24 protein-coding genes and 1 riboswitch are annotated in these 24543 nt (G+C 39.9%); of the genes, 21 read left to right on the top strand and 3 right to left on the bottom strand.

Features of this window, described 5'->3' with window-relative positions; genetic code table 11:
• Window positions 1-4 precede the first annotated feature (4 nt).
• The 7 genes from AY601_RS03880 (at window position 5) to AY601_RS03910 (ending at window position 8209) form a co-directional block, all read left to right on the top strand.
• Window positions 5-1018, top strand: a complete 1014-nt coding sequence (locus AY601_RS03880; RefSeq protein ID WP_068396712.1) for a pyridoxal phosphate-dependent aminotransferase — start codon at window positions 5-7, stop codon at window positions 1016-1018.
• Entirely contained in the window at window positions 1003-1938 is a 936-nt protein-coding gene (cbiB, locus tag AY601_RS03885) for an adenosylcobinamide-phosphate synthase CbiB (RefSeq protein ID WP_068396715.1), read from the top strand. Before AY601_RS03880 ends, cbiB begins: the two co-directional genes overlap by 16 nt.
• A gap of 7 nt (window positions 1939-1945) precedes the next feature.
• Window positions 1946-2482 carry an AAA family ATPase gene (locus AY601_RS03890; RefSeq protein WP_068396718.1) on the top strand — a complete coding sequence of 179 codons (537 nt, stop codon included), beginning with the start codon at window positions 1946-1948 and terminating at the stop codon, window positions 2480-2482.
• A 45-nt stretch (window positions 2483-2527) separates the two neighbouring features.
• A riboswitch (cobalamin riboswitch) is annotated at window positions 2528-2705 on the top strand.
• 26 nt (window positions 2706-2731) lie between these two features.
• Entirely contained in the window at window positions 2732-3901 is a 1170-nt protein-coding gene (locus AY601_RS03895) for an ABC transporter substrate-binding protein (RefSeq protein ID WP_198163609.1), read from the top strand.
• A gap of 10 nt (window positions 3902-3911) precedes the next feature.
• Window positions 3912-4940, top strand: coding sequence for an iron ABC transporter permease (locus AY601_RS03900; RefSeq protein ID WP_068396721.1), 1029 nt, complete (start codon window positions 3912-3914; stop codon window positions 4938-4940).
• On the top strand, window positions 4940-5971 hold the full coding sequence (locus AY601_RS03905) for an ABC transporter ATP-binding protein (RefSeq protein ID WP_068396724.1): 1032 nt from the start codon (window positions 4940-4942) through the stop codon (window positions 5969-5971). The genes AY601_RS03900 and AY601_RS03905 overlap by 1 nt, the downstream gene beginning before the upstream one ends.
• A gap of 51 nt (window positions 5972-6022) precedes the next feature.
• Entirely contained in the window at window positions 6023-8209 is a 2187-nt protein-coding gene (locus tag AY601_RS03910; RefSeq protein ID WP_068396727.1) for a TonB-dependent receptor, read from the top strand.
• Between the two features lie 79 nt (window positions 8210-8288).
• On the opposite strand, the gene AY601_RS03915 is transcribed toward AY601_RS03910, so the two are convergent.
• Complete coding sequence (locus tag AY601_RS03915; protein ID WP_068396728.1) at window positions 8289-9215, bottom strand: Rpn family recombination-promoting nuclease/putative transposase; 927 nt, start codon at window positions 9213-9215, stop codon at window positions 8289-8291.
• 254 nt (window positions 9216-9469) lie between these two features.
• Between AY601_RS03915 and AY601_RS03920 the strand changes: the two genes are divergently transcribed.
• From AY601_RS03920 to AY601_RS03945, 6 genes are all read left to right on the top strand, one after another.
• Window positions 9470-10063: a cob(I)yrinic acid a,c-diamide adenosyltransferase gene (locus AY601_RS03920; RefSeq protein ID WP_068407137.1), complete on the top strand. Its 594-nt coding sequence runs from the start codon at window positions 9470-9472 to the stop codon at window positions 10061-10063.
• A 2-nt stretch (window positions 10064-10065) separates the two neighbouring features.
• Window positions 10066-10572, top strand: a complete 507-nt coding sequence (locus tag AY601_RS03925) for a bifunctional adenosylcobinamide kinase/adenosylcobinamide-phosphate guanylyltransferase (RefSeq protein WP_068396731.1) — start codon at window positions 10066-10068, stop codon at window positions 10570-10572.
• Between the two features lie 70 nt (window positions 10573-10642).
• A complete protein-coding gene (gene cobT / locus AY601_RS03930) occupies window positions 10643-11647 on the top strand; it encodes a nicotinate-nucleotide--dimethylbenzimidazole phosphoribosyltransferase (protein ID WP_068396734.1) in 1005 nt (334 codons plus the stop codon).
• Complete coding sequence (locus tag AY601_RS03935; RefSeq protein WP_068396737.1) at window positions 11647-12444, top strand: adenosylcobinamide-GDP ribazoletransferase; 798 nt, start codon at window positions 11647-11649, stop codon at window positions 12442-12444. The genes cobT and AY601_RS03935 overlap by 1 nt, the downstream gene beginning before the upstream one ends.
• Window positions 12429-12950 carry an alpha-ribazole phosphatase family protein gene (gene cobC / locus AY601_RS03940; RefSeq protein ID WP_068396740.1) on the top strand — a complete coding sequence of 174 codons (522 nt, stop codon included), beginning with the start codon at window positions 12429-12431 and terminating at the stop codon, window positions 12948-12950. The genes AY601_RS03935 and cobC overlap by 16 nt, the downstream gene beginning before the upstream one ends.
• A gap of 638 nt (window positions 12951-13588) precedes the next feature.
• The gene (locus tag AY601_RS03945; protein WP_068396743.1) at window positions 13589-14401 is read left to right on the top strand and encodes a hypothetical protein; all 813 of its coding nucleotides are present in this window, start codon (window positions 13589-13591) and stop codon (window positions 14399-14401) included.
• Here the strand turns inward: AY601_RS03945 and AY601_RS03950 are convergent.
• Window positions 14388-15608: a dicarboxylate/amino acid:cation symporter gene (locus AY601_RS03950; protein WP_068396746.1), complete on the bottom strand. Its 1221-nt coding sequence runs from the start codon at window positions 15606-15608 to the stop codon at window positions 14388-14390. The genes AY601_RS03945 and AY601_RS03950 overlap by 14 nt on opposite strands.
• A 191-nt stretch (window positions 15609-15799) precedes the next feature.
• On the opposite strand from AY601_RS03950, the gene AY601_RS03955 reads away from it, so the two are divergent.
• The gene (locus AY601_RS03955; RefSeq protein ID WP_068396748.1) at window positions 15800-17218 is read left to right on the top strand and encodes a glycoside hydrolase family 125 protein; all 1419 of its coding nucleotides are present in this window, start codon (window positions 15800-15802) and stop codon (window positions 17216-17218) included.
• 144 nt (window positions 17219-17362) lie between these two features.
• Entirely contained in the window at window positions 17363-17512 is a 150-nt protein-coding gene (locus AY601_RS03960) for a hypothetical protein (protein ID WP_157287685.1), read from the top strand.
• 60 nt (window positions 17513-17572) lie between these two features.
• Here AY601_RS03960 and AY601_RS03965 read toward each other — a convergent pair whose 3' ends face one another.
• Window positions 17573-18298, bottom strand: coding sequence for a DUF4397 domain-containing protein (locus AY601_RS03965; protein ID WP_068396754.1), 726 nt, complete (start codon window positions 18296-18298; stop codon window positions 17573-17575).
• Window positions 18299-18579: 281 nt separating this feature from the next.
• Here AY601_RS03965 and AY601_RS03970 point away from each other — a divergent pair, with 281 nt between their 5' ends.
• The 6 genes from AY601_RS03970 to AY601_RS03995 all read left to right on the top strand — a co-directional run bounded on the left by AY601_RS03970 (window position 18580) and on the right by AY601_RS03995 (window position 24467).
• On the top strand, window positions 18580-19140 hold the full coding sequence (locus AY601_RS03970) for an RNA polymerase sigma factor (RefSeq protein WP_068396757.1): 561 nt from the start codon (window positions 18580-18582) through the stop codon (window positions 19138-19140).
• Entirely contained in the window at window positions 19127-20437 is a 1311-nt protein-coding gene (locus tag AY601_RS03975; RefSeq protein WP_068396759.1) for a hypothetical protein, read from the top strand. Before AY601_RS03970 ends, AY601_RS03975 begins: the two co-directional genes overlap by 14 nt.
• A gap of 287 nt (window positions 20438-20724) precedes the next feature.
• Window positions 20725-21072, top strand: coding sequence for a helix-turn-helix domain-containing protein (locus tag AY601_RS03980; protein ID WP_068396761.1), 348 nt, complete (start codon window positions 20725-20727; stop codon window positions 21070-21072).
• Window positions 21073-21222: 150 nt separating this feature from the next.
• Complete coding sequence (locus tag AY601_RS03985; protein ID WP_068396765.1) at window positions 21223-21840, top strand: TetR/AcrR family transcriptional regulator; 618 nt, start codon at window positions 21223-21225, stop codon at window positions 21838-21840.
• Window positions 21841-22107: 267 nt separating this feature from the next.
• Window positions 22108-23313: a serine palmitoyltransferase gene (spt, locus tag AY601_RS03990; RefSeq protein WP_068396768.1), complete on the top strand. Its 1206-nt coding sequence runs from the start codon at window positions 22108-22110 to the stop codon at window positions 23311-23313.
• Window positions 23314-23477: 164 nt separating this feature from the next.
• A complete protein-coding gene (locus AY601_RS03995) occupies window positions 23478-24467 on the top strand; it encodes an NAD-dependent epimerase/dehydratase family protein (protein ID WP_068396772.1) in 990 nt (329 codons plus the stop codon).
• Window positions 24468-24543: the final 76 nt, after the last annotated feature.

Below are 24543 nucleotides of genomic sequence, written 5' to 3' on the forward strand. Positions count from 1 at the left end.
TAAAATGTTTCAGGGACACGGAGACGATGGATATTTACATCAGCAAACATTAGCAGCAGATTTTAGTACGAACGTATGGCATGGTGGAGCACCAAAAGGCCTGAAAGAACATCTTTTTACGCAATGGGACCACGTGCAGCGTTATCCTGAAGTACTGGCAGAAAGCCTTACTCAAAAGATAGCCTCTTTCTATGGCTTTAAATCTGAAAATATATTGGTCACCAATGGTAGTACCGAAAGTATTTATCTGGTTGCTCAGGCTTTTAAAAATGGGAAATCAACAATAACTATCCCTGCTTTTGCAGAGTATGAAGATGCTTGTAAATTATTCGGGCATCAGCTGCATTTCCTGAATTGGGACGATTTGGAGACCGGTATTTCCAGTGATACCGGATTGCTATTTATCTGCAACCCGAATAATCCTACCGGATCAGTTTTTAAAGAACTGGAAACCTTAATTCATAAACATCCAAAAGTCCTGTTTGTTGTTGATGAAGCTTTTATTGAATTTACTTTATCGATTACCTCAGTACTTGGTTTAATTGAAAAATACAGCAACCTGATCGTTTTACGCTCTATGACCAAAGCCTATGCTATTCCGGGTTTAAGGTTAGGTTATATCGCTGCCAATCCAGTGTTAATTGACCGGTTAAAGTCATTTAAATTGCCTTGGGCAGTGAATGCAATGGCTATAGCAGCCGGTCATTTTATTTTTGATCATCTCCATACGATACAAATTCCCCTGCAGCAATTGTTAACAGACAGGAATGAGTTGATCAGGAAACTGGAGGGCAGTCCGCTGAAAGTTTATCCCAGTCATACCCATTTTTTTCTGGCTACTACAAATCAGCATACCGGCGCGATATTAAAACAGTTTTTACTAAAAGAATTTAATATATTGATCCGTGATGCGGGGAATTTCAGAGGACTTACCGAAAAACATATCCGTATCGCCACTTTAAGTCAAAATAAAAATCAATTGCTGATTAATGCTTTAGCTGAATGGAAAACTATATAATCATTGTAATTCCCTTGCTTGCAGGTTATCTGCTGGATTTACTCTTTGGTGATCCCGAAGGTTTACCACATCCAGTCCGGTTTTTTGGCAGTCTGATCAATTTGGGTGAAAAGTACCTGAATCAGGGGAAATTCAGATTTCTTAAAGGAATGATCATGGTGCTGATCTTATGTTCCGGAACATTTTTAGTTTTTTACGGAGCGATCCATTTTATGCTGAGCCACAGTGTGCCTGTATATTTTCTTTTTGCCACTGCTTTTGTCTATTACGCTCTGGCTAATAAAGGACTGATTACCGAAGGGAAACAAGTTTTTGATACTTTGAAATATAAAGGGCTCGAAGCCGGGCGCAAACGCTTATCCCGTATCGTAGGGCGTGATACATCCAATCTTGACGAACAACAGATCCGTGTTGCCGTTTTTGAAACTATGTCAGAAAACCTGAGCGATGGCGTAATTGCACCGCTGTTTTTCTACTTTATAGCTGGTATCCCTGGTATGCTTACTTATAAAATGATTAATACATTGGATTCCATGATCGGTTATCGCAATGACAGGTATGAATATTTTGGGAAATTCGCAGCGCGTCTGGATGACGTTGCCAACTTTATTCCGGCAAGAATAACAACCGTATTAATGCTGCTAGTAACTTTTAGTATGCGGGGCTGGCAATTCGTAATGAAATATGGGCATCAGCATCAAAGCCCGAATGCTGGTTATCCTGAAGCGGCACTCGCCGGTATACTGGATGTTCAATTTGGGGGGCCGAATGTTTACCATGGGATTTTGGTTGACAAACCACTTATCGGTAGCAACAGCCGTGAAATTAAACACGAAGAATTCAAAATAGTGAGCAGTATCAATCAGGGGGTTTGCCTGCTCATGGTGCTATCCATCAGCATCTATTTCTTTCAGCTCTAAACACTCCATGACCAGTCCAGTACAAAAATATATCATTAGCGGAGGCCCCGGCTCAGGTAAAACAACCCTGATTAACGGATTGCAGCAACAAGGTTATTTTTGTGCTGAAGAAATATCCAGAAAGATGATCATTCAGGAGGCCGCAAAAGGATCATGTTGTTTGCCCTGGATAGATATTTCCTGTTTTTCAGCTAAAGTTTTTCGGGAAATGATCCTTTCCTGGAATCAGGCACCTGCAGATCGTATTGTTTTCTTTGACCGTGCTATTCCTGATATTATTGCTTACCTGAATGTAGCTGAAGTCGCTGTTTCGGAAGAATATTATACTGCTTTAGCGCTTTACCCTTATCACAAGCAGGTTTTTATACTCCCACCATGGGAAGCTATTTATGTAAATGACAGTGAACGCTGGCAAACCTATGAAGAGGCAGTGCTCCTGAACGAAGCCATCAGTAAGGCTTATACTGCCTGCGGATTCGAGCTGATTGATGTTCCCAAAAACTCGCCGGCAGCGCGCATTGCATTTATCCTCGATTTTATCTAGGTTTGCAGTCTTAAGGCTGCATTTTAGGGAAGCATCTGTTTTAAGCGCATTAAAAATTGAACAAGTGCCCGTAAAATGCTTTAAGGGAATCCCGGCGTAAATCCGGAACAGTCTCCGCTGCTGTAAACCTCGTTATTGAACTGCTGTTAAAACCACTTTCGCAAAGAAGGGAAGGTCGCAGTTTGAGGAAGTCAGAAGACCTGCCTTAGGAATAGTTATTAAATGCTTTCGGAAGAAAGGCTAAACTTTATGATGAAAAAAACAAATTATTCATCATTCAGGGGAATATTCTCCTGTCTGATCGTTTCTCTGTTGCTGATTACCTCCTGCAAGCAGAACCAGTCTGGCCAAAAACATACCTCCGCAAAGACCGGCAGTGCGGCAATCAAATACGCCAAAGGCTTTAATATCGATTATTATGAGGACTATAAAGTGGTCAGTATTTATTCCAGTATGGGCGCACATGCAGACACCGTTCAATATGTTTTATTAGCGAAAGGGGCAAAGGCTCCGGAAGGCTATAAAAAAGCACAGTTGATACAAATTCCTGTCCAAAGCCTAATAGCCATGTCATCTATGCACATCGCATTAGCTGATTTTGCAGGTTCAGCAGATGCAATAACAGGTTTGGGGAGCTTAAAATATGTAAGTTCTGAAACCGTAAGAAAAAACATAACTGCGGGTAAAGTCAAAGAAGTTGGTATAGACGGAACCATGAATGATGAAATGCTGATCAGTATGAAACCAGGTCTGGTGATGGTGATGGGAAGCCCTGATGCTAAATTCAGTAAATACGAAACGCTGACCGGTGCGGGTGTACCTGTAATGCTCAATTCTGAATGGCTGGAAACTACGCCGCTTGGCCGTGCAGAATGGGTTAAGTTAATGGCCGCATTGATGGATAAGGAAGACTACGTTAATACTAAATTTGATGCAGTAGAAAAAGAATATAACCGCCTGGCAGCCATAGGGAAAAAAGCGGTAACTAAGCCTACGCTGGTTTGTGGGATGCCTTATAAAGGAACATGGTATGTACCGGATGGTGACAGTTACATGGTTCAGTTTCTGAAGGATGCCGGCACAAATTATAAATGGGCAGATGTTCATGGAAAAGGTAGTTTGCCACTTAATTTTGAAACTGTTGCCCCAGTTGCCCTAAAGGCAGATTTCTGGTTGAATGTAGGAACCGTAGATAGTAAAAATGAGATCAAAGCAATAGACAATCGTTATGCTGATTTTAAACCATTTAAAGAAAACCACATTTTTAACTTTAATAAAAAGGTAAATGATATTGGTTCCAATGATTATTGGGAATCCGGAGCTGTTAACCCACAGCTAATCTTAAGCGACTTAATCAAGATCTTTCATCCCGAATTACTACCGGATTACCAGCTCGTTTATTACAAGCAATTGAATTAATCCTAAGAAATTGAACAAAATAAAAGTTTTAGTATTGCTCGCCATATTAGTGGTGGCTTTCTTGCTTGATGTAGCCCTTGGTTCCGTCCATATCCCTTTGAAAGACGTAGTCAAGGTCTTATTTAGCGCTGATTCAGGAAATGATACCTGGGTTTATATCATTGAAAAAATCAGGTTACCTAAAGCCCTGACAGCTGTTATTGTGGGCTGCGGCTTATCTGTCAGCGGTTTACAGATGCAAACACTTTTCCGCAACCCACTTGCAGGGCCTTCAGTTTTAGGAATAACTGCTGGTGCTAGTTTAGGGGTAGCCCTGGTCATGCTGTCTGCCGGGAGTATTACCAGTTTATACACCATTAAAGAATTGGGCATTTCGGGAAGCTGGTTAATTATTGTGGCTTCTTCTTTAGGAGCAGCATTGATCATGATTTTGATCGTGTCCATTTCCTCTTCTTTAAAAGATAACGTTATTGTATTGATCGTTGGCGTGATGATTGGGAATATCACACTTTCAGTAATTAGTATCTGGCAGTATTTTAGCTCACCTGAGCTGATTAAAGATTATTTGCTCTGGACATTTGGTTCTTTGGGCGGGGTAACCGGCGGGCAACTGTTAATTTTAGCCATTGTCGTATTTGCGGGCTTATTAATTTCATTCCTGTCTTCAAAATTGCTGGACGCTTTACTCCTGGGCGACAATTACGCCAGAAGCATGGGGTTGACTGTAAAGCGTGCACGAATTCTGATTATTGGCAGTACAAGCATTTTAGCAGGAGGGATTACTGCCTTTTGCGGTCCAATCGGTTTTATAGGGATAGCTGTGCCGCATTTAGCAAGAGCTTTATTCCATACTTCAAGCCACCGTATTTTAATTCCTGCTTGTTGTCTGATTGGAACAGTCTTAATGCTGATTTGTGATCTGGTTGCACAATTGCCAGGAAGTCAGACTGTTTTGCCAATCAATGTGATTACTGCACTGGTAGGGTCACCTGTTGTGATCTGGATTATTGCCGGGCCAACTAAATTAAGAGGATTCTAATGGAAGCGCAAACCTCATTATTACAGACCTCAGCATTGGCCATAGGTTATAAAACAGGAAAGGGGAAATCCAAAGTGATTGCCGGCCCTTTAAATTTAGAACTTCATGCCGGGCAGCTGGTTTGTCTGCTAGGTCCGAATGGTTGCGGTAAATCTACGCTGCTCAGAACTATTTCTGGATTACAACAGCCGCTGAAAGGTGAAATTATACTGGACGGTGCAGTGCTGAACAAGCTTAAACCAGCGCAGGTTGCAAAAAAAATAAGCCTGGTACTCACTGATAAGGTCAGCGCTGGTAACCTGGATGTTTATTCGCTCATTTCATTGGGCCGCTATCCTTACTCAGGGTGGCTGGGCATATTGACTGAACAAGACAAACATATTATTGAACAGGCTATAAAGGCTACAGATACCGGAGCTTTTATAGGCAGAAAAATGGATAGTCTGAGCGACGGGGAGTGTCAGAAAGTGATGTTGGCCAGGGCAATGGCACAAGATACCCCGCTGATTATTTTAGATGAGCCTACTGCTCACCTTGATTTGCCTAGCCGGATACAACTCATGCGTTTATTGCATCAGCTCGCTAAAGAAACTAATAAAGCGATTTTACTTTCTACACATGAACTTGATTTGGCACTGCAGGTTGCTGACCAGATCTGGCTGATGCGCAATGGTGGACAGCTGGATGCCGGATTGCCAGAAGAGCTGGTCTTAAATGGGGCTTTTCAACATGCATTTGAGAAAGATGGAATTGTCTTTGATGCGGCGAGTGGCACCTTTAATATTCATTATTCAGGGAAACGCGATATCAAAGTGACAGGAGAGGGCGTTGCTGCTTTCTGGACTAAAAAGGCCTTGGTCAGAAATGGCTTTAGTATATCCTCAGCAACAACTCATACTTTAAAATCAGCAACAACTCATACTTTAAAAGTTTCTGTGAGCGGAGAAGGGCCGGATACACTTTGGACTGTACAAAAGAATAATGAATCAGCTACCTATACTTCCTTGCGTGGATTTCTCCAGGCACTTTAATATTCCGATCATCTGAGCTATTACAACACAAACACACCAATACTAATTTATATGAATAAAAATTTACCTTTATTATTTAAAAACCTGCTTATAGGTACGGTTTTACTCAGCAGTTCTGCATTAGCGCAGGAAAAAAAAGCTGATTCTGTGAAGACGAATGCACTTGACGAAGTGGTCGTTACTTCTTCAAGGACGGAGATTAAAAGACGTCATGTACCGCAAAGTATGACGGTCATCAGTAAAGCAGTCATAGAGATGACTTCTTCGCAGGAAGTAACGGATCTATTGAAAAAAAACTCTTCCATCAGTATTGTACAATATCCGGGTTTGTCTTCTGGAATTGGTATTCGTGGTTTCAGGCCACAAACAAGCGGCTTAAATCAACGTTCTTTATTATTAGTTGATGGTCGTCCGGCGGGTACAGCAAGTATTGCTACGATTAATCCATCGGATATCGAGCGTATTGAAGTGCTCAAAGGGCCTGCTTCTGCCTTATATGGCTCATCGGCTATGGGTGGGGTAGTGAACATCATCACTAAAAAATCTTTTGGTGATATCCATGGGAATGTTTTTGCCGAGTATGGTTCTTATGAAACGACTAAACTAGGTGCCTCTGCAGGTGGGAATATCAGTAAGAAATTAGACTTTGATTTGTCTTTTCTGAATTACGACAGAGCTAAAAACATGAAATTAGGGAAGGGTAATTTGTTCAGAAAGATGCTTGGTGCTAATGCTGCACTCTATAATTATACCACCGGGCCTGTTGAAATGGATGATAAACGTTCTGATGGATTGAGACGGGACTATACAAAATTGAACTACAATACAGGAAGTCTGAGATTAGGTTATCAGTTTGATGCCAACTGGAGACTGGATGTTCGTGGAGAACGCTTTGTTGCCAAAAATGTAGAATCTCCGAGTGATATACAATTTGGAAACGGACAGCCGAGTACAAAAGATATTGAACGTCATAATGAGGAAGCAACGCTTTCCGGTACTATCGATCAACACCATTTAACCTTGAAAGGCTATACTTCTCAGGAAAATAACCTGAACAATACCTTACTGACCGTAAATGGACTTGTAGCACCTTACGCATCTTATAAAAGTGTAACCAGCTGGAAAGGCATACAGGCCAAAGATGCTTACCAATTAGGAAATCATTCAGTGGTTTTTGGTCTGGATTACAGCAATGCTTTAACAAGCTCCCAATCTTTTAATCCTGATGGTTCTGAATCTGCTCCATATTCTCCAAACTACAGTCTTTCTTCTGGCGCGGCTTATATTCAGGGGCAATTAAATTTTCTGGACAATAAATTAGTTATTAATCCAGGTGTACGTTTGGATCTGATTACTTATAATGTGAAGCAAACCCCATTGTTGACCACTTATGCAGGTGGAAAAAAAACAAATCCTTTCTTTAGCCCAAGTTTAGCCGCCCAATATTCGCTTAACAAGTTATTCACTGTTCATGCGACTACAGGCCGTGCTTTTGTAACGCCAGACGCTTATAACGTAGCTGGTTATTCTGAAAGAGTTAAGGATGGTAAAGCAAGTGTGATCCAGGGTAATGCTGATCTGAAAAATGAGAACAGTATTTCATGGGATGCAGGTCTGAGATTCAATAAATCTGAATGGGGGCTGACTGCTGATTTCACTTATTACAATACCTATGTTAAAGACAGGATCACCACGCAGACCAGCGTACCTGTGCCGGCTGAAAATACACCAAGTGGTTTTCCAATTAGCAGCCGTATGACTTATATCAATGCAAATAAAGCAAATATCAACGGTTTTGAGGCTGAGGTTGCATGGGATTTCGGAACACTGGCAGCAAAAGACTATTCTTTAAAAGTTTTTGGGAATGCAACTAAATCATCTAAAGCAAAAGAGGTTACGATTGCAGCTAATGGTACTGAATTGACTAAAGACATTTACAATGTACCCAACTTTACCTCAAGCTATGGCTTTGAATTCAACAACCTGAAAGGGCTTGATTTAAGATTAAGCGGCAGATACGTTGGTAAACGTAAGGATACTGATTTTAATGACCCTAAATTTCCTGAAATTGTTTATCCTGAATTTATGACAGCAGATTTTGCAGCCAGTTATACTTACAAGAAAAGACATACAGTTACTTTTCTGATGAATAACATTACAGACGAAAACTATTATGAAAAACGCGGGTTTAACCTTGCAGGAAGGAACTTCTCTCTAAGATATAACATCAGCTTCTAAAAAAGGGTACTATGGTTAGACTGCGCCCAAAAAGTTAGACAATTTCTGGGCGCAGTCTAACCATAGTACCCTTTTATATTTAAAGACTTTCTATTTCTTCCCTGGAGAGCGCAGTAAATCCGGCAATTTTATCAATATCAAAATTCTCTTCCTTCATTTTTCCTGCAATAGCCAGCGCAGTTTCATGTTTACCTTGCGCTATCCCTTTTTCTAAACCTTTTTCGATCCCCTTTTCTATTCCTTTTTCCATTCCCTCTTCTATTCCTTCTCTTATTCCTCTGCGTTCTGCAGATTTAAGCCGGCTATAATCGTCCTCTTCCCGCTGTAAAATCGAGTCGTACACAAATTGTTGTTCTGGTGATAATTTCTTCATTTCAGCGATATTAAATATTTTTTCAAAAATACGTTTATCCAGGTATTTAGGAATCTGATCCAGGCTGTGCATGTGCTTAAGCAGATAAACCCATTTGTCCAGCTCATTCTCCAGTTCATTTTCTTTCTTGTCAAATTTAGGCAGTTCCAAAAATTTAAATCCCAGTCCATTGTGGAATATTTTACCAGTACCCGTATTGACCAGTGAAATACTTTGCAAATAATGGTCACTGAGGCAATTTTTCCTATTAAAATCCAGAATCGCAATCAGAAAAACCTCTTTCATCTTAACTTCCCAGTGCCGGTTACTCTTTAACTTTTGCTGATGGATCAGCCGGCTCAGGTAAAAAATGCAGCGGTCCTCAAAATTATCATGATCTGCCCGCTGCATTTCTACAATGAACTGTTCTCCGGTGTCCCCGGTGCACAGCAAATCGAAACTTACCTTTTTATGATCCCTGTCATCCCCGGCAAGTTCAGTTGGGTTGTAGACAAGATCGGTAATGTGTTTTTCTCCTTCAAACAAGGCGTTTAAAAAAGCAATCATGATCTCTTTGTTGGGCTCACCACCGAAAAGATGTTTGAATCCAAAATCTGTTAATGGATCAATGTATTTATTTGTACTAGCTGACATAATTCTTTATGATTTAGGTCAAGCTACTTCTATTTTATATTTAAAAGGTAATAAATATCTCTATTGTGAATAATTAAATTAATAAAGAAAATAAAACTGATTATGTTACTTTAGTATTTTAACTTTAGGAATTGAGGTGATGGACTAAGAACGCTTTTTAGATTTTATTTATTAAAATTGTACTGCTTATTAAAATTGTGCTGCCGACCGGCTGAGCAATGATCAGCAAAGCTTGTCAAACCAAAAACAAATTCATGAAGATATATACTAAAAAAGGGGATAAAGGGACTACCGGGCTTTTCGGAGGGAAACGTGTAGACAAAGATGATGTACGGGTAGAATGTGTAGGGACGCTCGATGAGGTAAATTCTACTATAGGTATGCTGAGAGTAAAGCTTGGTACTGCCCATGAGTGGCAAAGTAACCTGCATAAAATTCAGAAAGACCTGATGGATATGATGTCACATCTTGCACGGCCATCTGATGCGGCAAAAATCAATACCAATCCAATGCCTGCCGACGGCCCTGTTTTTTGTGAAACATGGATCGATGCGCTGGAAAACGCAATGACAAATCCGTCAGATTATTTTATCCTGCCCGGTGGAAATGAGATTTCAGCACTTTGCCATATGGTCAGGACACAAATGCGTAGAGGAGAAAGAAGATTAGTCAGTTTGATTAAAACAGATGAAGTTGAGGAAACAATCCCTGCCTATATCAATCGTTTGTCCGATTTGTTTTTTACGCTTTCACGGGCTGAAATGGATAAGGCTGGTGTAGCAGAAGAGAAATGGCAACTGTTTTTATATAAGAGATTTAAGCATACTGATCCAGCTGTAAAACCATAAATATGCTGATTTTTATTACAGGAGGAGTGAGAAGCGGTAAAAGTGCCTATGCACAAAAGCGGGTGAAAGAACTTTGTCAGGATCCGGTATATGTGGCAACCGCTAAAATATGGGATGATGATTTTCAGGAAAGGGTAAAACGTCATCAGGATGACCGTGGGCCAGAGTGGACAAATTTTGAGGCTTACCGGGACTTACATCTTTTACCCTTGCAAGGACGGCATGCAGTGATTGATTGTGTAACGTTATGGTTAACTAATTTCTTTATGGACCACAATAATGATATTGATCTTTCTCTGGCCGATTTCAAAAAGGAAATTGATCAGCTGCTTGAAATCCCTGGCACTTTCTTTATCATTTCGAATGAATTGGGTATGGGATTGCATGCCGACACTCCAGTGGGCCGTAAATTTGCCGATCTTCAGGGCTGGGCTAACCAATATGTAGCGGCAAAAGCAAATGAGGCTGTTTTTATGGTGTCGGGACTTCCGTTGTTTTTAAAGCAATAATAATTATATTAGAAACTGTTTAAATTTAAACGGGCCCTTGAAGCAAAGAAATGCCAATTGATAAGAATATATGATCACTGAAGATTTAAAAACATTAATAGATAATAAGACAAAACCTCCGGGGTCTTTGGGCTTACTGGAAGATCTCGCTTTACAAATAGGAGAAATATTAGGAACAACAGGTCCGCAGTTAATTAATCCTCATCTGGTAGTTTTTGCTGCAGACCATGGAATTGCTAAAGAAGGTGTCAGCGCTTTTCCTCAGGAAGTGACCCGGCAAATGGTGCTTAATTTTTTAAACGGGGGAGCTGCAATCAATGTTTTTTGTAAACAACATGATATTCGTCTTCAGGTAATCGATGCAGGAGTGAATTTTGATTTTGATGATGGATTGCCATTGGGCGATGGAAAAATTGCGAAAGGAACAGCTTCGTTTTTACACGGCCCGGCAATGACTACTTTTCAGGCAGAACTTTGTTTATTAAAAGGTGAAGCCGTAGTTGCAGAAATCGTTGCAAAAGGATGTAATGTCATTGGTTTTGGAGAGATGGGGATAGGAAATACTTCCAGCGCTGCGGTCCTGATGAGCTTACTGTGTGATTTGCCACTCTCAGAGTGTATTGGCAGAGGCACAGGACTAAATGACGAACAGCTGCTTAAAAAACAGCAAATTCTGGAACAAGCAGTTGCAAACTATAAAGGAGACCGTGACATTTTCAAATTGATGGCATATTTTGGCGGATTTGAATTGATGGAAATGACCGGAGCTATATTAGCTGCGGGAAAAAGAAAAATGGTAATCATGGTAGATGGGTTCATTGCAACGGCAGCCTATCTTTGTGCCTATCGTATAGATCAAAGTATCAAAAAAAATGCTGTTTTCTGTCATGAGTCAGAGGAAAAAGGACATCGTTTATTATTGGCATACCTGGAGGCAAAACCCTTGTTAAGCCTTCACCTTCGTTTGGGGGAGGGAACTGGTTGTGCGCTGGCTTATCCGCTGCTTAAAAGTGCTGTAAACTTTTTAAATGAAATGGCTAGTTTTCAAAGTGCGGCGATTTCTAATAAATCCTGATGAATCAACAACTGAAACTTTTTTTTACAGCTTTATCTTTTTATTCCAGATTATCAGGTCCAGCTTATATACATCAGGATAATGCGCATAATTTGCCAGATTCAATCCGGTATTTACCTGTTGTTGGCTGGATTATCGGGCTGCTTACTGCTGCAGTTTTTATGGGGGCAACTTACCTGTTTGGTGAAGCTGTTGCAATTTTACTGGCTATGGTCGCTTCCATTTTGTTAACCGGGGCCTTTCATGAGGATGGCTTTGCGGATGTATGCGATGGTTTTGGAGGGGGATGGGCAAAAGAAAAAATTCTGACTATCATGAAAGACAGCCGCCTGGGCACTTATGGTGTTGTTGGACTGATCTTGTTACTGGGACTTAAATTTGCTGCTTTACTGCAGCTGTTTACCGAAACGTTTATTGCTGCAAATATGCTGACTATCACCGGGTTGTTTATCGTTGCACATGCGTTAAGCAGATTTGCAGCGATCACATTGGTTTTTAACCATAATTATGCACGTATAGAAGAAAGTAAAGCGAGTGGTGCTGTTGTTAAAGGAAAATTGATCAATCTGATTATTGCTGGTATTTTTACACTGATCCCGCTGGTTGGGTTAACTGTTTATCTGGCTCAGCCTTTATTGTTACTGACGGTAATTCCTGTATTGCTTTTTAGTTTTTATCTGGGTGCTTATTTTAAGAAATGGATTGGTGGTTATACTGGTGATTGCCTGGGGGCAGTACAGCAGCTTACTGAAGTGACAGTTTACTTGTCTTATATTCTGATATGGAAGTTTATCTGATCCGGCATACTACTCCTTTGATTGCAAAAGGGTTGATTTATGGCCGCATGAATGTTCCGCTTGCTGCAAGTTTTGAGCAGGAGAAAGATTTGATACTGCAGCAAATTCCAGCTGATCTGGATCAAGTGTATTCAAGTCCTTCTTTCAGGTGTCAGGCTCTTGCTGCTGAAATTTCCGCAGTTTATACGCAAAATGAGGCTTTATATGAACTGGATTTCGGAGATTGGGAAGGGGATACCTGGGATACGATTGACCGGGTGGAATGTAGTACCTGGATGGAAGATTTTGTGAATCTGGCACCACCTAATGGAGAGACTATGCTACAGATGGAGCATCGGGTTTTGTCTTTTCTGAAAGAAGTTCTACTGCAGCCTTTCCGGCAGGTCGGGATAGTGACTCATAGTGGGGTAATCCGCATTATTCTGGCACATTATCGTCAAATTGCTTTGAAAGATTCTTTTAGTTTGAAAATTGGGATTGGGGAGGTGTTTGGGCTTAAGCTATAAAAAAAGATAGAAACTAATGTTCGGCTAAACTCTACGCCGGACCGGCTCGAGTTTCAGGCCTTCACATTTAGTCTCTGTCTTTTTTTTCTTTCTCCAAGCCGGTATTGGATTTATTGGTTAGGAGAAAAAAATTGGGTGCATAATTTGGGAGAAAAAAGTTAGGGCTTAATTTTTAAAGCTCCCGCAATAGACGCTTTTGGGGACTTCATCGCTCATGACATCTTTAAAGACGATAAAAACCTCATAGGTCCTACCCCTTGGTAGTGACTGGACTGGAGGCATAAAGTGTCTTTTTTATGCAGATTTTTGAGACAACTGACCCTGGTTTTTGAATGGGTTTGTTCGTAAATTGCTTAGGCCATCCAGAATTATCAGAGGAGTTGCACTACTTGCTGGTACCATCCTTTAGCTCACTGACTATGCGCTTATACTCAATTCGCAGTTCTTAACAATGAAATTTTGGATGGCATTTTTTAAGCGGATTATTCGCTTGGTTATCTGGTTTTTAGTTCCTTTTAAAAAAGTAAAAACTCAGATATTGACACAATATGTACAATTAGCACCCTATTTATCGATATTTTGCTAAATTTGGGTTGCGCTTAAAGGATACACCGGACGGGTTAGCAATTTTATATTACATGGGATTATTCGATATTTTCAAAAAGACTGAAACAGCAAAGGAAACGGAAACTGGGAAAACGGTTAAGAGTGAGTCAGTTGCCGGTGCAGGAAAACAACAGGTACCTCAGGAGTATCTTGGAGATTTAGAAAAAACACAGATGCTGTCTGTACTTTTGGCGGTGCCAATGGAGCATAGAGATGAGGAATGGGTAGGCCGGTTTTTAGCTGATCTGCCGCTGGCCAGCTTACGTTGCGGAACACCACAAATTATAGCCGGACCTGATGGGTTCCCTTATTTTCAATTATTTGTTCCTGAGCCTGGTGAAGAATATCAATCATTTTATATTGAAAGAATGATTAGTGATTTCCTGCTGGAAAGAGGATATGGAGTTGTAATTAATCCTGGAGAAGGACAGCCTGACTGGGTACTTTCTTATGGAGATCTTTTAAATTATCACCTGAATGGCAGTTTCTTTACAGCTGAAGACAGCCAGTTCAGTATGAGTAGCAATACAGAAGAAGTAGTCGCTGAGGGGGAAGAAATTATGGTCGGACAGCCTGCGGAAACTATTCTTCCAACCGAAACAAGAAAGCTTCTGAAAGATTTCTTTGAACTGAATGGTATCGAAGGCCCTAAAGTTTTGTTAATGGCCCGTACAGTAGGCGATGAACTCAAGCAAGATTTAGCTTTTAATATTACACCTGATCGTTTTGAGACAGAAACTCACTATAGAAATATGATGCAAACCGTTACCTGGTATCTGCCAAGACACTATTCTGTAATTGGTTTACATGATGACAACATTGAAAATGGCTTTATGCCTTTATAGTCAGCCAATTTTTTCCCTCCGTAAAACGCGTAACTAACATAGCTGCTACGGTGTCGCCGGTAGAATTTAATAAGGTGGCCATCGGATCTACTAACGTTCCGATGATCATCGCCGGTGGTAATGCTTCAGGGGGGAATCCGTAAGCGGAAATGAATAATAATTCGCCTACATAACCTCCGTTCGGAATACCTCCCTCAACGATACTGACCAGCACGGTCATTCCTAAAGCTATGGTTATCGTTTCTATATTGTCAAAGCCTTTGCCAAACATGGCGAATACAACAGCCATTTTAATAATGGAAGAAATACTTGATCCGTCTTTGTGCAGGGTTGCTCCGAGTGGGATCGTCACATTGGCTATGTAGGAGGGGATACCTATTTTTTGTGCAGCGTCTAAATTAGCAGGTATATTAGCAATACTGCTGCAAGTCCCTATCGCAGTGGCTGATGGGATAATGTTATTGTTCCAGTACTTTTTAATGCCTTTCATCCCTCCGGCCACGAAGGCGTAAAGGGTGAAAATAACCACAAAATAAAAAGCCCCGGTCCCGTAGTAGAGTCCGAGGGACCTGGCATAAGTCCCAAATAACTGGGGGCCAAAAACACCGACCTGGTAGGCGAAATAAGCTCCAAGTCCTAAGGGAGCCAGTTTCATGATAATAATAAATACATTTTTGAAAACTTCATTTCCCGCAGTCAGGAAATTGGAAAAAGCCGTTCCATAGGAGCCAGAACGTAAAGTCGCAAAACCGGTCAGTACAGAGAATATAATCATGGCCAGCATACTTTTCCTGGATAGCAATTCAAAGAACTCGCTGGTGGTCAATAGTTGCGTAATCTGATCACCAAAAGGTTTTTTAACTATAGTTTCTGCGAGCGGAGTATTGGTCATGTGCTCATGAACAGGGAAAATCCGGACTGCCATGATAGTTAAAGAAGCGGAAACCAGAATGGTCGATAGAAATACCAAAACCATCACTGCCATCATTTTACTGAGTTTGTTAGTTTCTTTCAGGCCACCAATAGCCGATGAAATAGAGAAAAATACCAGCGGGATTACAGCAGTAAATAAAAGATTAAGGAATATTTCTCCAATAGGCTTTAATACTTTAACACGTTCGCCAAATATTAAGCCGGCCAAACTACCGGCAATGATACCAGCTATCAGCCAGATTATTCCTTTATAACTCTTATAGAAGCTGTTCATGAGGCTAATATAGTTTTTATTGAGATAAAATAACTATTAAAATACTAGACATTATAGCGTGCCTGCTCATAATATAAATACAAAGAGGCTCCGATATCTAAAAAAAATATATAATATTGGCAGCTTGTTTGATGCTTTAACCTGGAAGCGCCTGAATTTTACAGACGCGGAGTTAATCTGATAGATAATTAATGAAAAGAAGATCATTTGTGCAGAAGGCGGGACTTTTAACTGCTGCCCTGGTGTCGGGAAAAATGTTATCATTTGCCGCTGACCCCGGGTTTCCAATTGTAAGAAAATCAATAGAGCTACGTCGTTTTACCAGCAGAGCAGTTGAAAATGCGATTACAGAATTTACAGATAAAGTGAAAAATAAAGAGCTTGGCTGGTTATTCAATAATTGTTTTCCAAATGCACTGGATAATCTGGTTACTTATAGCGAAGTGGGCGGAAAGCCGGATACGTTTTTAAATACCGGAGATGTAGATGCCATGTGGCTGAGAGACAGTAGTGTTCATATGTGGACTTATTTGCCGTTTTTAAAGCGCGATAAAGGCTTGAGGAACCTGGTGGGCGGGGTCATTAACAGGCAGATGTCTTATGTTCTTAAAGATCCTTATGCCAGCTCTTTTTATAATGACCCGCTAAAAGTGGGTTCTATGAAAGATGACCTGACTACGATGCTCCCTGGTGTACATGAGCGCAAATGGGAACTCGATTCGCTGTGTTATCCTATCCGCTTGTCTTACAGATATTGGCAGCAGACTAAAGACACCAGTTTTTTTGATGCCAAATGGCAAGATGCAATAAAAACTATTCTGAAGACTTTTAAAGAGCAGCAGCGTAAGGACAATTCCGGGCCTTATCATTTCCAGCGTACCACTTTGTGGGCAACTGATAGTTTGCCGATGGAAGGATTTGGTTATCCGGTAAAACCAGTCGGATTGATTTGTTCTGCTTTCAGACCAAGTGAAGATGCGACCGTTTTTTCTTTCCTGGTTCCTTCAAATTTCTTTGCAGTAGTGAGTTTGCGTCAGGCTGCTGAACTATTCAGGGTAATTAAAGCCGATGAGTCATTGGCTAAAGAGATGGAAGCGCTTGCATTGGAAGTGAGATTGGCCTTGCAAAAATATGCAATTATAGAGCATGCCACCTATGGTAAAGTCTATGCTTATGAAGTGAACGGAATGGGAAGTTATAACCTCATGGATGATGCCAATGTACCCAGTTTGCTTGCTTTACCATATTTGGGTGCTATCTCTATGACAGATCCGGTATATCTGAATACAAGGAAAATGGTCCATTCTGTGGATAATCCATTTTTTTATAAAGGAAGTTTGGCCGAAGGAATAGGAAGCCCGCGTATTACCAAACATATGATCTGGCCAATGAGTATTATTTCCAGAGGATTGACCAGCACGGATGACGAAGAAATTAAGCTTTGTTTGAAAATGCTGCAGAAATGTCATGGAGATACAGGTGTTTTACATGAGTCTTTTGATCCGGATAACCCGAAACAATTTACTGGCTCTCCCTATGCCAGGGCAAATAGTTTGTTTGCAGAGTTTTTGTGGAAAACCTATCAGGAACGGCCTTATTTATTGGTTTAGCTTCTATAGGAGCTTTATTGTCATCGAAATGAAATTATGAAGAATGCTTAACATTAACTTAACATTAGGTTGGCATATTTGTAAATGTTCTTACCGATACTCGCTGCCACGTTTTACTTATTTACATTTATAGCTGCTTTTAAAATGGAAACCCCTTTAAAAGGGTTGCTGTTTATTCTTGCTGTTGCAGGGATCAGTGCTATACTTTATCTTTTTATTCTGTTTCCAGGTATATCTGGTGTCGCGGTGGCATTGATGCTGGGTGCATTTATTTTACGTCAGGGAAGCCGGTAAAAAAAAACCACCTGGCTAAAAAGCTCAGATGGTTTATATTCCTGTTGAATACTGGTGTACTTAAAACCTGTGAAGGCTTGAAGTGATGCTTAATTGTTTCGCTGGAACTGTTGCTCCCAGTAAGCCTTTAGCATAGATCGTATAAAAGTTTCCGGCTGTAATTTCCACATCTGCAAGCGTAGCAGCAACTGCTTTGGTAGTTGGGTTAACCAGTGATACTTTGTATTTAGCTGGTTTAAGGTTTTTAAACACTGTGTACTCCTTGAAAGCCCTGTTTTTGAACGAAGTCGTATCTCCATCAATAACCAGGTCATAAGCTGGCGAGTTTGAAGAAAGGTTGATAAAACGTATTTTACCCTGACCTGCAGCAGGTGCAGTGAAGTCATCTTTAATCACAAGGAAAGCAGAGCTATCAGCTTTGTTAATCGTCTGACTGGTGATGTAAAGCGAGTGATACTGGTTGGTTACCAGGTCAAAGTTCGAACGGTAAAAAGTTTCTACCGAACCTGCTTTCGCTAAAGCCCCCAACTGTTTTCCTGAAATCAGCGTAAAATAGTTATAGGTCTTTCCATAAGGTAAAGAAACTGAACTTACTTTTCTGTTGTTCAGAATAAAATCGATAGAATCATTGAGCGGTGAAGCATTTGTAATCGATAATGCTGAACGGTCCTGCTGAATAGGGCTATCTTTTTTACAAGCATTGAAAGAAAGAACAGCACCAGTAATTGCGGTAAGGACTAAAGTTCTCTTGATGTTTTTCGAAAATGAAGTAAGATTAAATTTCATGTCTTAAATGTTTTAATAAGATTTATTGAGTGTTTTTGGAGGTAAAACGTAGCCAGATTAGAAAACGCTACAACGTTTCTGGAGAAATATTGAAAATGGAAGAAAAAGCCCATATTTGTAAATTTATTGAATGTTGCTGTAGCGTTATGCCGGTGAGCTGCGTTTATGCTTTTAATCCGGTTCTGTTAAATTAATGGAGATGGTTACAATCTGCGTTCAGGCAGGGTATAATAGATATAATGACTTATTAGGTTTAGCGAAGCGTGGATAATAAAAATACAATGTTCCAGGAGATCATTGCGGGTCTTGGTGCGCGTGATGAGCGTATACAAGAACGTATTTATGTCCACTACTGGGGTTATCTGATGGGTATATCGACACGTTATTTTAAGGATAGAAACGCTGCTAAGGAGGTGGTAAACGATAGTTTTATGAAGGCATTTAAAACCATGTATGACTTCAGGCATGACCACAATCTAATAGATTTTCAAAAAACTTTTAAGGCCTGGCTGGCCAAAATAACGGTTCGTACTGCATTGGATAGGATCAGGGCCAGCAAATCTGTGCTGAGCTATGTAGATGAATATGAAGAGGGGACTGTGGGTTATGTGGAAGTAGAAGAGAAGCTTTTTGCTGAAGATATTCTGAAGCTCCTGCATGGGATCCCTGATTTACACCGTACTGTTTTCAATCTTTATGAGATTGAAGGCTTCAGCCATGACGAAATAGCTTCATTGTTAACAATCCCGGTCAGCTCGAGCCGGACTTATCTTACCCGGGCAAAGCAAAAGTTAAGGGAACTCTATAAAAAAAGCATTGAAATTACTGATGGAATATCCTAAGAAAGAACTGATAAAGGAGATTGCTGATCTTTTCGAAGATTATCAGGAAACCTATGTGCCGGGAGAATGGGAGTCATTTTCAAAGGTAAAAAAGAAGAAGAAGTACCCGTTTGCTGCGAACTGGATCAGAATTGCAGCAGTATTTATATTAATGGCATCTGTATTGCCTTTTGCATTTAATCAATTATTCCGTCAGGAAAAGACTCCCCGGATAGCTGTTATCAAGCAGGTTGCCCCGAAGGTACAGGGACCATTGGCTGCTGGTGCTGGCAGTAAAGCGGCAACGCCTGCAGAAGAAGGCCTGGTTAACGCAGGTCAATCCGTTGTGGTTGCTCAATCTGCAGAAAGCGTGGCTTTGAATAATGGTAATCGTTCTGGTATGGCTCAGGCAAGTGCAGAAGATGTTGTTTCTGAAATCAGGCGGCAACAGGTTCCGGATACGGTTTCTTCCGGAAAAATACAGTCCTTGCAGCTGCAGCAGGAATTAAGTCTGCAACAGAAAAAAACGGCACAGGAATATGCGTATGCTAAAGAAAGGATTCAAGCCTTTCCGCAGGCAGGCGCTAAAGATACAGCGAGCCTTGCTCCGCATGAAAAATTAACGACGGCCGAATTTCTGCTGGCTGAATCAAAGCATGCGGGCAAAGCCTTGAAAGTTAAAGAACAAAAAGGATCAGATTGGGATTTTGGATTACAGGTGATGCCAACTGCGACCAGTGACCGGATGAATATCGGGGGTGGGGTGACTACGGCTTACCGCCTTTCTGATAAGTTCTCGCTAAGCTCGGGAATTTCATATCTCCAGATGCAGGCTGCGGGAGAGGTTCCGGCACAAGGGAACAGTGGAGCGGGCATCAGTACTTTTGCTGAGAAAAAGCTGGTCGGTGTTGACGCTAATCTGAAAGCTATAGATATTCCAATTGCGCTGGTTTATAAACTGAATAAGAGTTTTTATACGAGTGCAGGTATTTCTTTTTTCAGCGTGCTTAGCGAAAAAAGAAATAATACTTTTGAGCAGACTGCTCAGGTAGATTTGAATGGCTATGATTTTCAGACTGGTGGCCCTTCAACTTTTAAGGCGGTATCAGTTGAGCATGTCGAGGAGCCAACTGTAGAAAGGCATTTAAGGGGCAACAGTTATATTGGCTATTTTAATTTTTCTGTTGGACGTCAGCAAAATATCTTCAATAAATACAAAGTCCGCATCGAACCATTTATTAAAATCCCTGTAGGCAGACTTTCTTCAGAGGATTTAAATTTAACGAATAGTGGTATCAAATTTCAACTGTCATTTTGATAATTTTCAGGATTATTCATTTTATGGCCTGATGTTTGACGTGTTGCGCACAGTACATTTGCCTGTCTGACTTTTCTACTTATTAAAGCAATATGTTTTGCTTGTCAGTCAGTTCTTTTAAGAAATTAGCGAAAATCATCGTCTTTTTTCTGAAGAATGTATTTATTTATCATTAGTTGTAATAAACTATAATGTTTTAGCTTAAAAAATAACTTAATGATGTAAATATTATGTTAAATAATTTCTAATTTTATTTCAAAACAAACTCACGATTTAAATAATATACAATGAAAACACTGGGACAGAAATTCAAAATTCTCCGTCAAAAAAGAGGCCTTAACCAAAAAACTATGGCCGAGTTATTAAAAGTATCTATTCCTGCTTATTCAAAATTGGAAACAGGCATTACTGATCCAAACTTCAGCAGGATTCATCAGATTGCAAAAGTACATGGCTTGGATATCAGACAACTATTGAATACAGGAGAGGATGATAAAAGCGAGGTAGGGGAAGAAAATGAACGCTTAAAGCAAAAAGTGATGGAACTTGAAACAAGTGTAATCCGTTTGCAGAGTAAGTTAATTGATCTTTATGATAAAGAAGATCTTCGTGCTAAACCGGGACAGTCTAAATAAGAGGACAATCTTACAGCTTTTTTTATTTTTAATTTAATACCATTATCATTTCAATGTCGGATTTGACAGGGAAAGATTGTGGAATGAAATATTTACAATACTTTTGGACCATAATTGAATTTCGGTCTAATTATTTATTAGCAGTTTTGAATGGAAAAGGATGAGATTGTAATAGAGGAGATATTATCAGGAGCAAAGAAACTATTCGGTAAACATGGGTTGAAAAAAACAACCATGGAAGAGATAGCAACTGCTGCTGGTAAAGGAAAGAGTACGCTCTATTATTATTTTCCAAGCAAAATTGAGATCTTCGAGGCCGTTGTTGAAGATGAAATGAAAAATGTAGTGAAGCGGATCCGCGAAGCTGTCAACGTTTCATTAACGGCCAAAGAAAAACTAAAAGCTTATTTACAAGCACAAATCACCTCTATAATAGGTTTTCATAGCTTTAGAGAGGTATTGTTTGATGATGTTGTTGATAGCATGAGAATGCTGATTTGTATCAAATCCAGGTATGAACAGATTCAGATTGATATGATTACGGAAATCCTCCTTGGAGGAAGCCAGTCTGGCGAATTTAAAGAAATGACACTGGAAAGAATGAATAAGATTTCTTTCGTCATGGTCACCGTTTTTCGTGGACTGCATTTCCCTTTATCCATAGAACTTTCTGAGCAGCGGACACATGAATATTTTGATGAAATGATCGATATGCTAATTACAGGGATAGGTAAGGATGCTTTAAAAAAGAAGACTGAGAATAATTAATCTGAAGGGTATTTCTTGTTTTAACGGGAAATATAAGGAAGATTAAAACAATAAAATAAGAGATAAAAGGTGTAATTATTTATTTGACAATAATATTATAGACTAAAATACGGTTATGGTCTAAGAATAATTTACTTTTGTGTATCTTAAAATTAACATATTTTTAATATATTAGATCATGTTTCATTGCGGTATTTTTTGTATTAGGCTGTGTATGAATAAAATAAATTATGAATCTATCTGAAGTAAACATTATACAATTCAGGCATGCGTAAAAAATTGGGCGATAGGATTGCAGCATTTAAAGATGCAAATGCAATTAAGGAAAAAGGATTATATCCTTATTTCAGATCGATAGAGTCGGCACAAGACACTGAGGTCATCATTGAAGGAAAAAAAGTTTTGATGTTTGGATCAAATTCTTATCTGGGTTTAACTAATCATCCGAAGATTAAAGAAGCTGCAAAACTTGCTGTTGATAAATACGGAACTGGTTGTGCCGGATCAAGATTTTTGAACGGAACACTGGATATCCATTTAGAATTAGAAAGAAGACTTGCAGCTTATGTAGGTAAAGAGGCTGCGGTATTGTTCAGTACAGGGTTCCAGGTTAACCTTGGGGTGATTTCGTGCTTACTGGAAAGAAACGATTACCTGATCCTTGATGAATATGATCACGCTTCTATCATTGATGGTAGCCGTCTTTCATTTTCACGTACCATCAAATATGCACACAACGATATGGAAGACCTGCGTAAGAAATTAAGCAGATTACCGGAAGATTCAGCAAAACTGATCGTTGCAGATGGTATTTTTAGTATGGAGGGAGATATTGTTAAACTTCCGGAAATTGTACAGCTTGCCGATGAATTTGGAGCAAATATCATGATGGATGACGCGCACAGTTTAGGTGTTATCGGATTTAACGGTTCAGGAGTTGCTTCTCACTTTAATCTGACTAATGATGTAGATCTGATCATGGGTACTTTCAGTAAATCATTTGCTTCCTTAGGCGGGTTTATTGCAGGAACAGAGGAAACAATAGAATACATTAAACACAGAGCACGCTCATTGATGTTTAGTGCAAGTATGACTCCTTCGGCTGTAGCGAGTGTAATTGCAGCATTGGATATTATAGAGTCAGAACCAGAACGTATTGATAAACTTTGGGATAACACGAACTATGCAAAAAAACTACTTTTAAATGCGGGATTTGATATCGGTCATACTGATAGTCCAATCATACCTGTTTATATCAGGGATAATGATAAAACTTTCCTGATTACCAATATTCTGCACAGGAACGGGATATTTGTTAATCCTGTGGTTTCACCAGCTGTACCTTCAGATTCATCTCTGATCAGATTCTCTCTGATGGCTACACATACCTTTGCTCAGATTGAGGAAGCGGTAGACAAACTTTATGCTGCTTTTAAAGAGGTTCAGCTAACCCCGGTTAAGGTTAGTATCTAAGCTATGAAACAGAGCGTTGCCCGTAATGGCAAAAAGGATTTGAGTTGTGTTCCTGAGTTATTTGTAGTTCAGGAGCATATATTTAGCTTTTACAAGCCTGGTTTTAGGCAACGGTCTGTTAAAAATGGTCTTACTTCTTATTTGCAGTTATTTGAAAAAGCGATATGAAAAAGCGTGTATTGATAACTGGGGCAAGTGGTTTCGTTGGATACCATTTGATTGCTGCAGCCATTGCTTCTGATTTAGAAGTTTTCGCAGCAGTAAGGCCAACTAGTCATATTAAACATCTTCAGGATTTTAATATACAATATACGCACCCTGATTTCAGTGATATCGATTCACTTCAAAAAGAGTTAGCAGAAAAACAATACAGTTACATCATACATGCTTCTGGTATTACCAAAGCTAAAACTCAGGAAGAATACAATACTGTCAATGCAGTATATACTCAAAATCTTGCTTTAGCAGCCATTGCTGCAGATATCAACCTGGAGAAATTCATTTTTGTGAGCAGTCTTGCGGCGCTGGGGCCTTTAAAGGATCTGGCTGGCCTGATTGAAGACAATTCTCCTGCTCATCCTGTAACTAATTATGGCGCAAGCAAACTGTTGGCCGAACAATACCTGGCAGAAATCAAGGGATTACCACTGCTGGTTATACGCCCGACAGCAGTTTACGGGCCCAGGGAGAAAGATATTTTTATCTTACTACAAACTATAAATAAAGGACTGGAGCCGCATATCGGTAGTTTTAAACAGCAGATCAGTTTCATCTACGTGAAAGATCTTGCCAGAATTATTATAGAGGCGCTGTTCTCTGCTGTAACAAACAAACAGTATAATGTGTCTGATGGTGGTATCTATGACAGATACGCACTCGCAGAAGGGGTAAAGAAAGCATTGCAGAAAAAAACATGGAAGTTTCATCTTCCCGTTCCGGCAGTGGCCGGACTGGCAGCAGTTATGGAACTGATTTATAAAAATTCTGAGGATGCGCCTACACTGAATAAAGAAAAAATGAATGAACTGACGGCCATCAACTGGGCATGCAGTATTGAAGGACTCCAAAGAGATTTTGGGTTTAAACCTGTTTATAATCTGGAAAAAGGATTAGTAGAAACAGTAAATTGGTACAAGAATAATAAGTGGCTATAAATGGCTGCGTTAGTTAAATAGAAATATTTATAATATTAGTTTTAAATTGTTATTTGTTGATATGAAGGTGTTTGTG

It is taken from the genome of Pedobacter cryoconitis, from assembly GCF_001590605.1.
GTDB lineage: Bacteria > Bacteroidota > Bacteroidia > Sphingobacteriales > Sphingobacteriaceae > Pedobacter > Pedobacter cryoconitis_A.

What these genes read in the sequence shown, in the direction of transcription:
- AY601_RS03880 (WP_068396712.1), top strand. Translation starts at nt 5, where the DNA reads ATGTTTCAGGGACACGGAGACGATGGATATTTACATCAGCAAACATTA.
- cbiB (WP_068396715.1), top strand. Translation starts at nt 1,003, where the DNA reads ATGGAAAACTATATAATCATTGTAATTCCCTTGCTTGCAGGTTATCTG.
- AY601_RS03890 (WP_068396718.1), top strand. Translation starts at nt 1,946, where the DNA reads ATGACCAGTCCAGTACAAAAATATATCATTAGCGGAGGCCCCGGCTCA.
- AY601_RS03895 (WP_198163609.1), top strand. Translation starts at nt 2,732, where the DNA reads ATGATGAAAAAAACAAATTATTCATCATTCAGGGGAATATTCTCCTGT.
- AY601_RS03905 (WP_068396724.1), top strand. Translation starts at nt 4,940, where the DNA reads ATGGAAGCGCAAACCTCATTATTACAGACCTCAGCATTGGCCATAGGT.
- AY601_RS03910 (WP_068396727.1), top strand. Translation starts at nt 6,023, where the DNA reads ATGAATAAAAATTTACCTTTATTATTTAAAAACCTGCTTATAGGTACG.
- AY601_RS03915 (WP_068396728.1), bottom strand. Translation starts at nt 9,215, where the DNA reads ATGTCAGCTAGTACAAATAAATACATTGATCCATTAACAGATTTTGGA.
- AY601_RS03920 (WP_068407137.1), top strand. Translation starts at nt 9,470, where the DNA reads ATGAAGATATATACTAAAAAAGGGGATAAAGGGACTACCGGGCTTTTC.
- AY601_RS03925 (WP_068396731.1), top strand. Translation starts at nt 10,066, where the DNA reads ATGCTGATTTTTATTACAGGAGGAGTGAGAAGCGGTAAAAGTGCCTAT.
- cobT (WP_068396734.1), top strand. Translation starts at nt 10,643, where the DNA reads ATGATCACTGAAGATTTAAAAACATTAATAGATAATAAGACAAAACCT.
- AY601_RS03935 (WP_068396737.1), top strand. Translation starts at nt 11,647, where the DNA reads ATGAATCAACAACTGAAACTTTTTTTTACAGCTTTATCTTTTTATTCC.
- cobC (WP_068396740.1), top strand. Translation starts at nt 12,429, where the DNA reads ATGGAAGTTTATCTGATCCGGCATACTACTCCTTTGATTGCAAAAGGG.
- AY601_RS03945 (WP_068396743.1), top strand. Translation starts at nt 13,589, where the DNA reads ATGGGATTATTCGATATTTTCAAAAAGACTGAAACAGCAAAGGAAACG.
- AY601_RS03950 (WP_068396746.1), bottom strand. Translation starts at nt 15,608, where the DNA reads ATGAACAGCTTCTATAAGAGTTATAAAGGAATAATCTGGCTGATAGCT.
- AY601_RS03955 (WP_068396748.1), top strand. Translation starts at nt 15,800, where the DNA reads ATGAAAAGAAGATCATTTGTGCAGAAGGCGGGACTTTTAACTGCTGCC.
- AY601_RS03960 (WP_157287685.1), top strand. Translation starts at nt 17,363, where the DNA reads ATGGAAACCCCTTTAAAAGGGTTGCTGTTTATTCTTGCTGTTGCAGGG.
- AY601_RS03965 (WP_068396754.1), bottom strand. Translation starts at nt 18,298, where the DNA reads ATGAAATTTAATCTTACTTCATTTTCGAAAAACATCAAGAGAACTTTA.
- AY601_RS03970 (WP_068396757.1), top strand. Translation starts at nt 18,580, where the DNA reads ATGTTCCAGGAGATCATTGCGGGTCTTGGTGCGCGTGATGAGCGTATA.
- AY601_RS03975 (WP_068396759.1), top strand. Translation starts at nt 19,127, where the DNA reads ATGGAATATCCTAAGAAAGAACTGATAAAGGAGATTGCTGATCTTTTC.
- AY601_RS03980 (WP_068396761.1), top strand. Translation starts at nt 20,725, where the DNA reads ATGAAAACACTGGGACAGAAATTCAAAATTCTCCGTCAAAAAAGAGGC.
- AY601_RS03985 (WP_068396765.1), top strand. Translation starts at nt 21,223, where the DNA reads ATGGAAAAGGATGAGATTGTAATAGAGGAGATATTATCAGGAGCAAAG.
- spt (WP_068396768.1), top strand. Translation starts at nt 22,108, where the DNA reads ATGCGTAAAAAATTGGGCGATAGGATTGCAGCATTTAAAGATGCAAAT.
- AY601_RS03995 (WP_068396772.1), top strand. Translation starts at nt 23,478, where the DNA reads ATGAAAAAGCGTGTATTGATAACTGGGGCAAGTGGTTTCGTTGGATAC.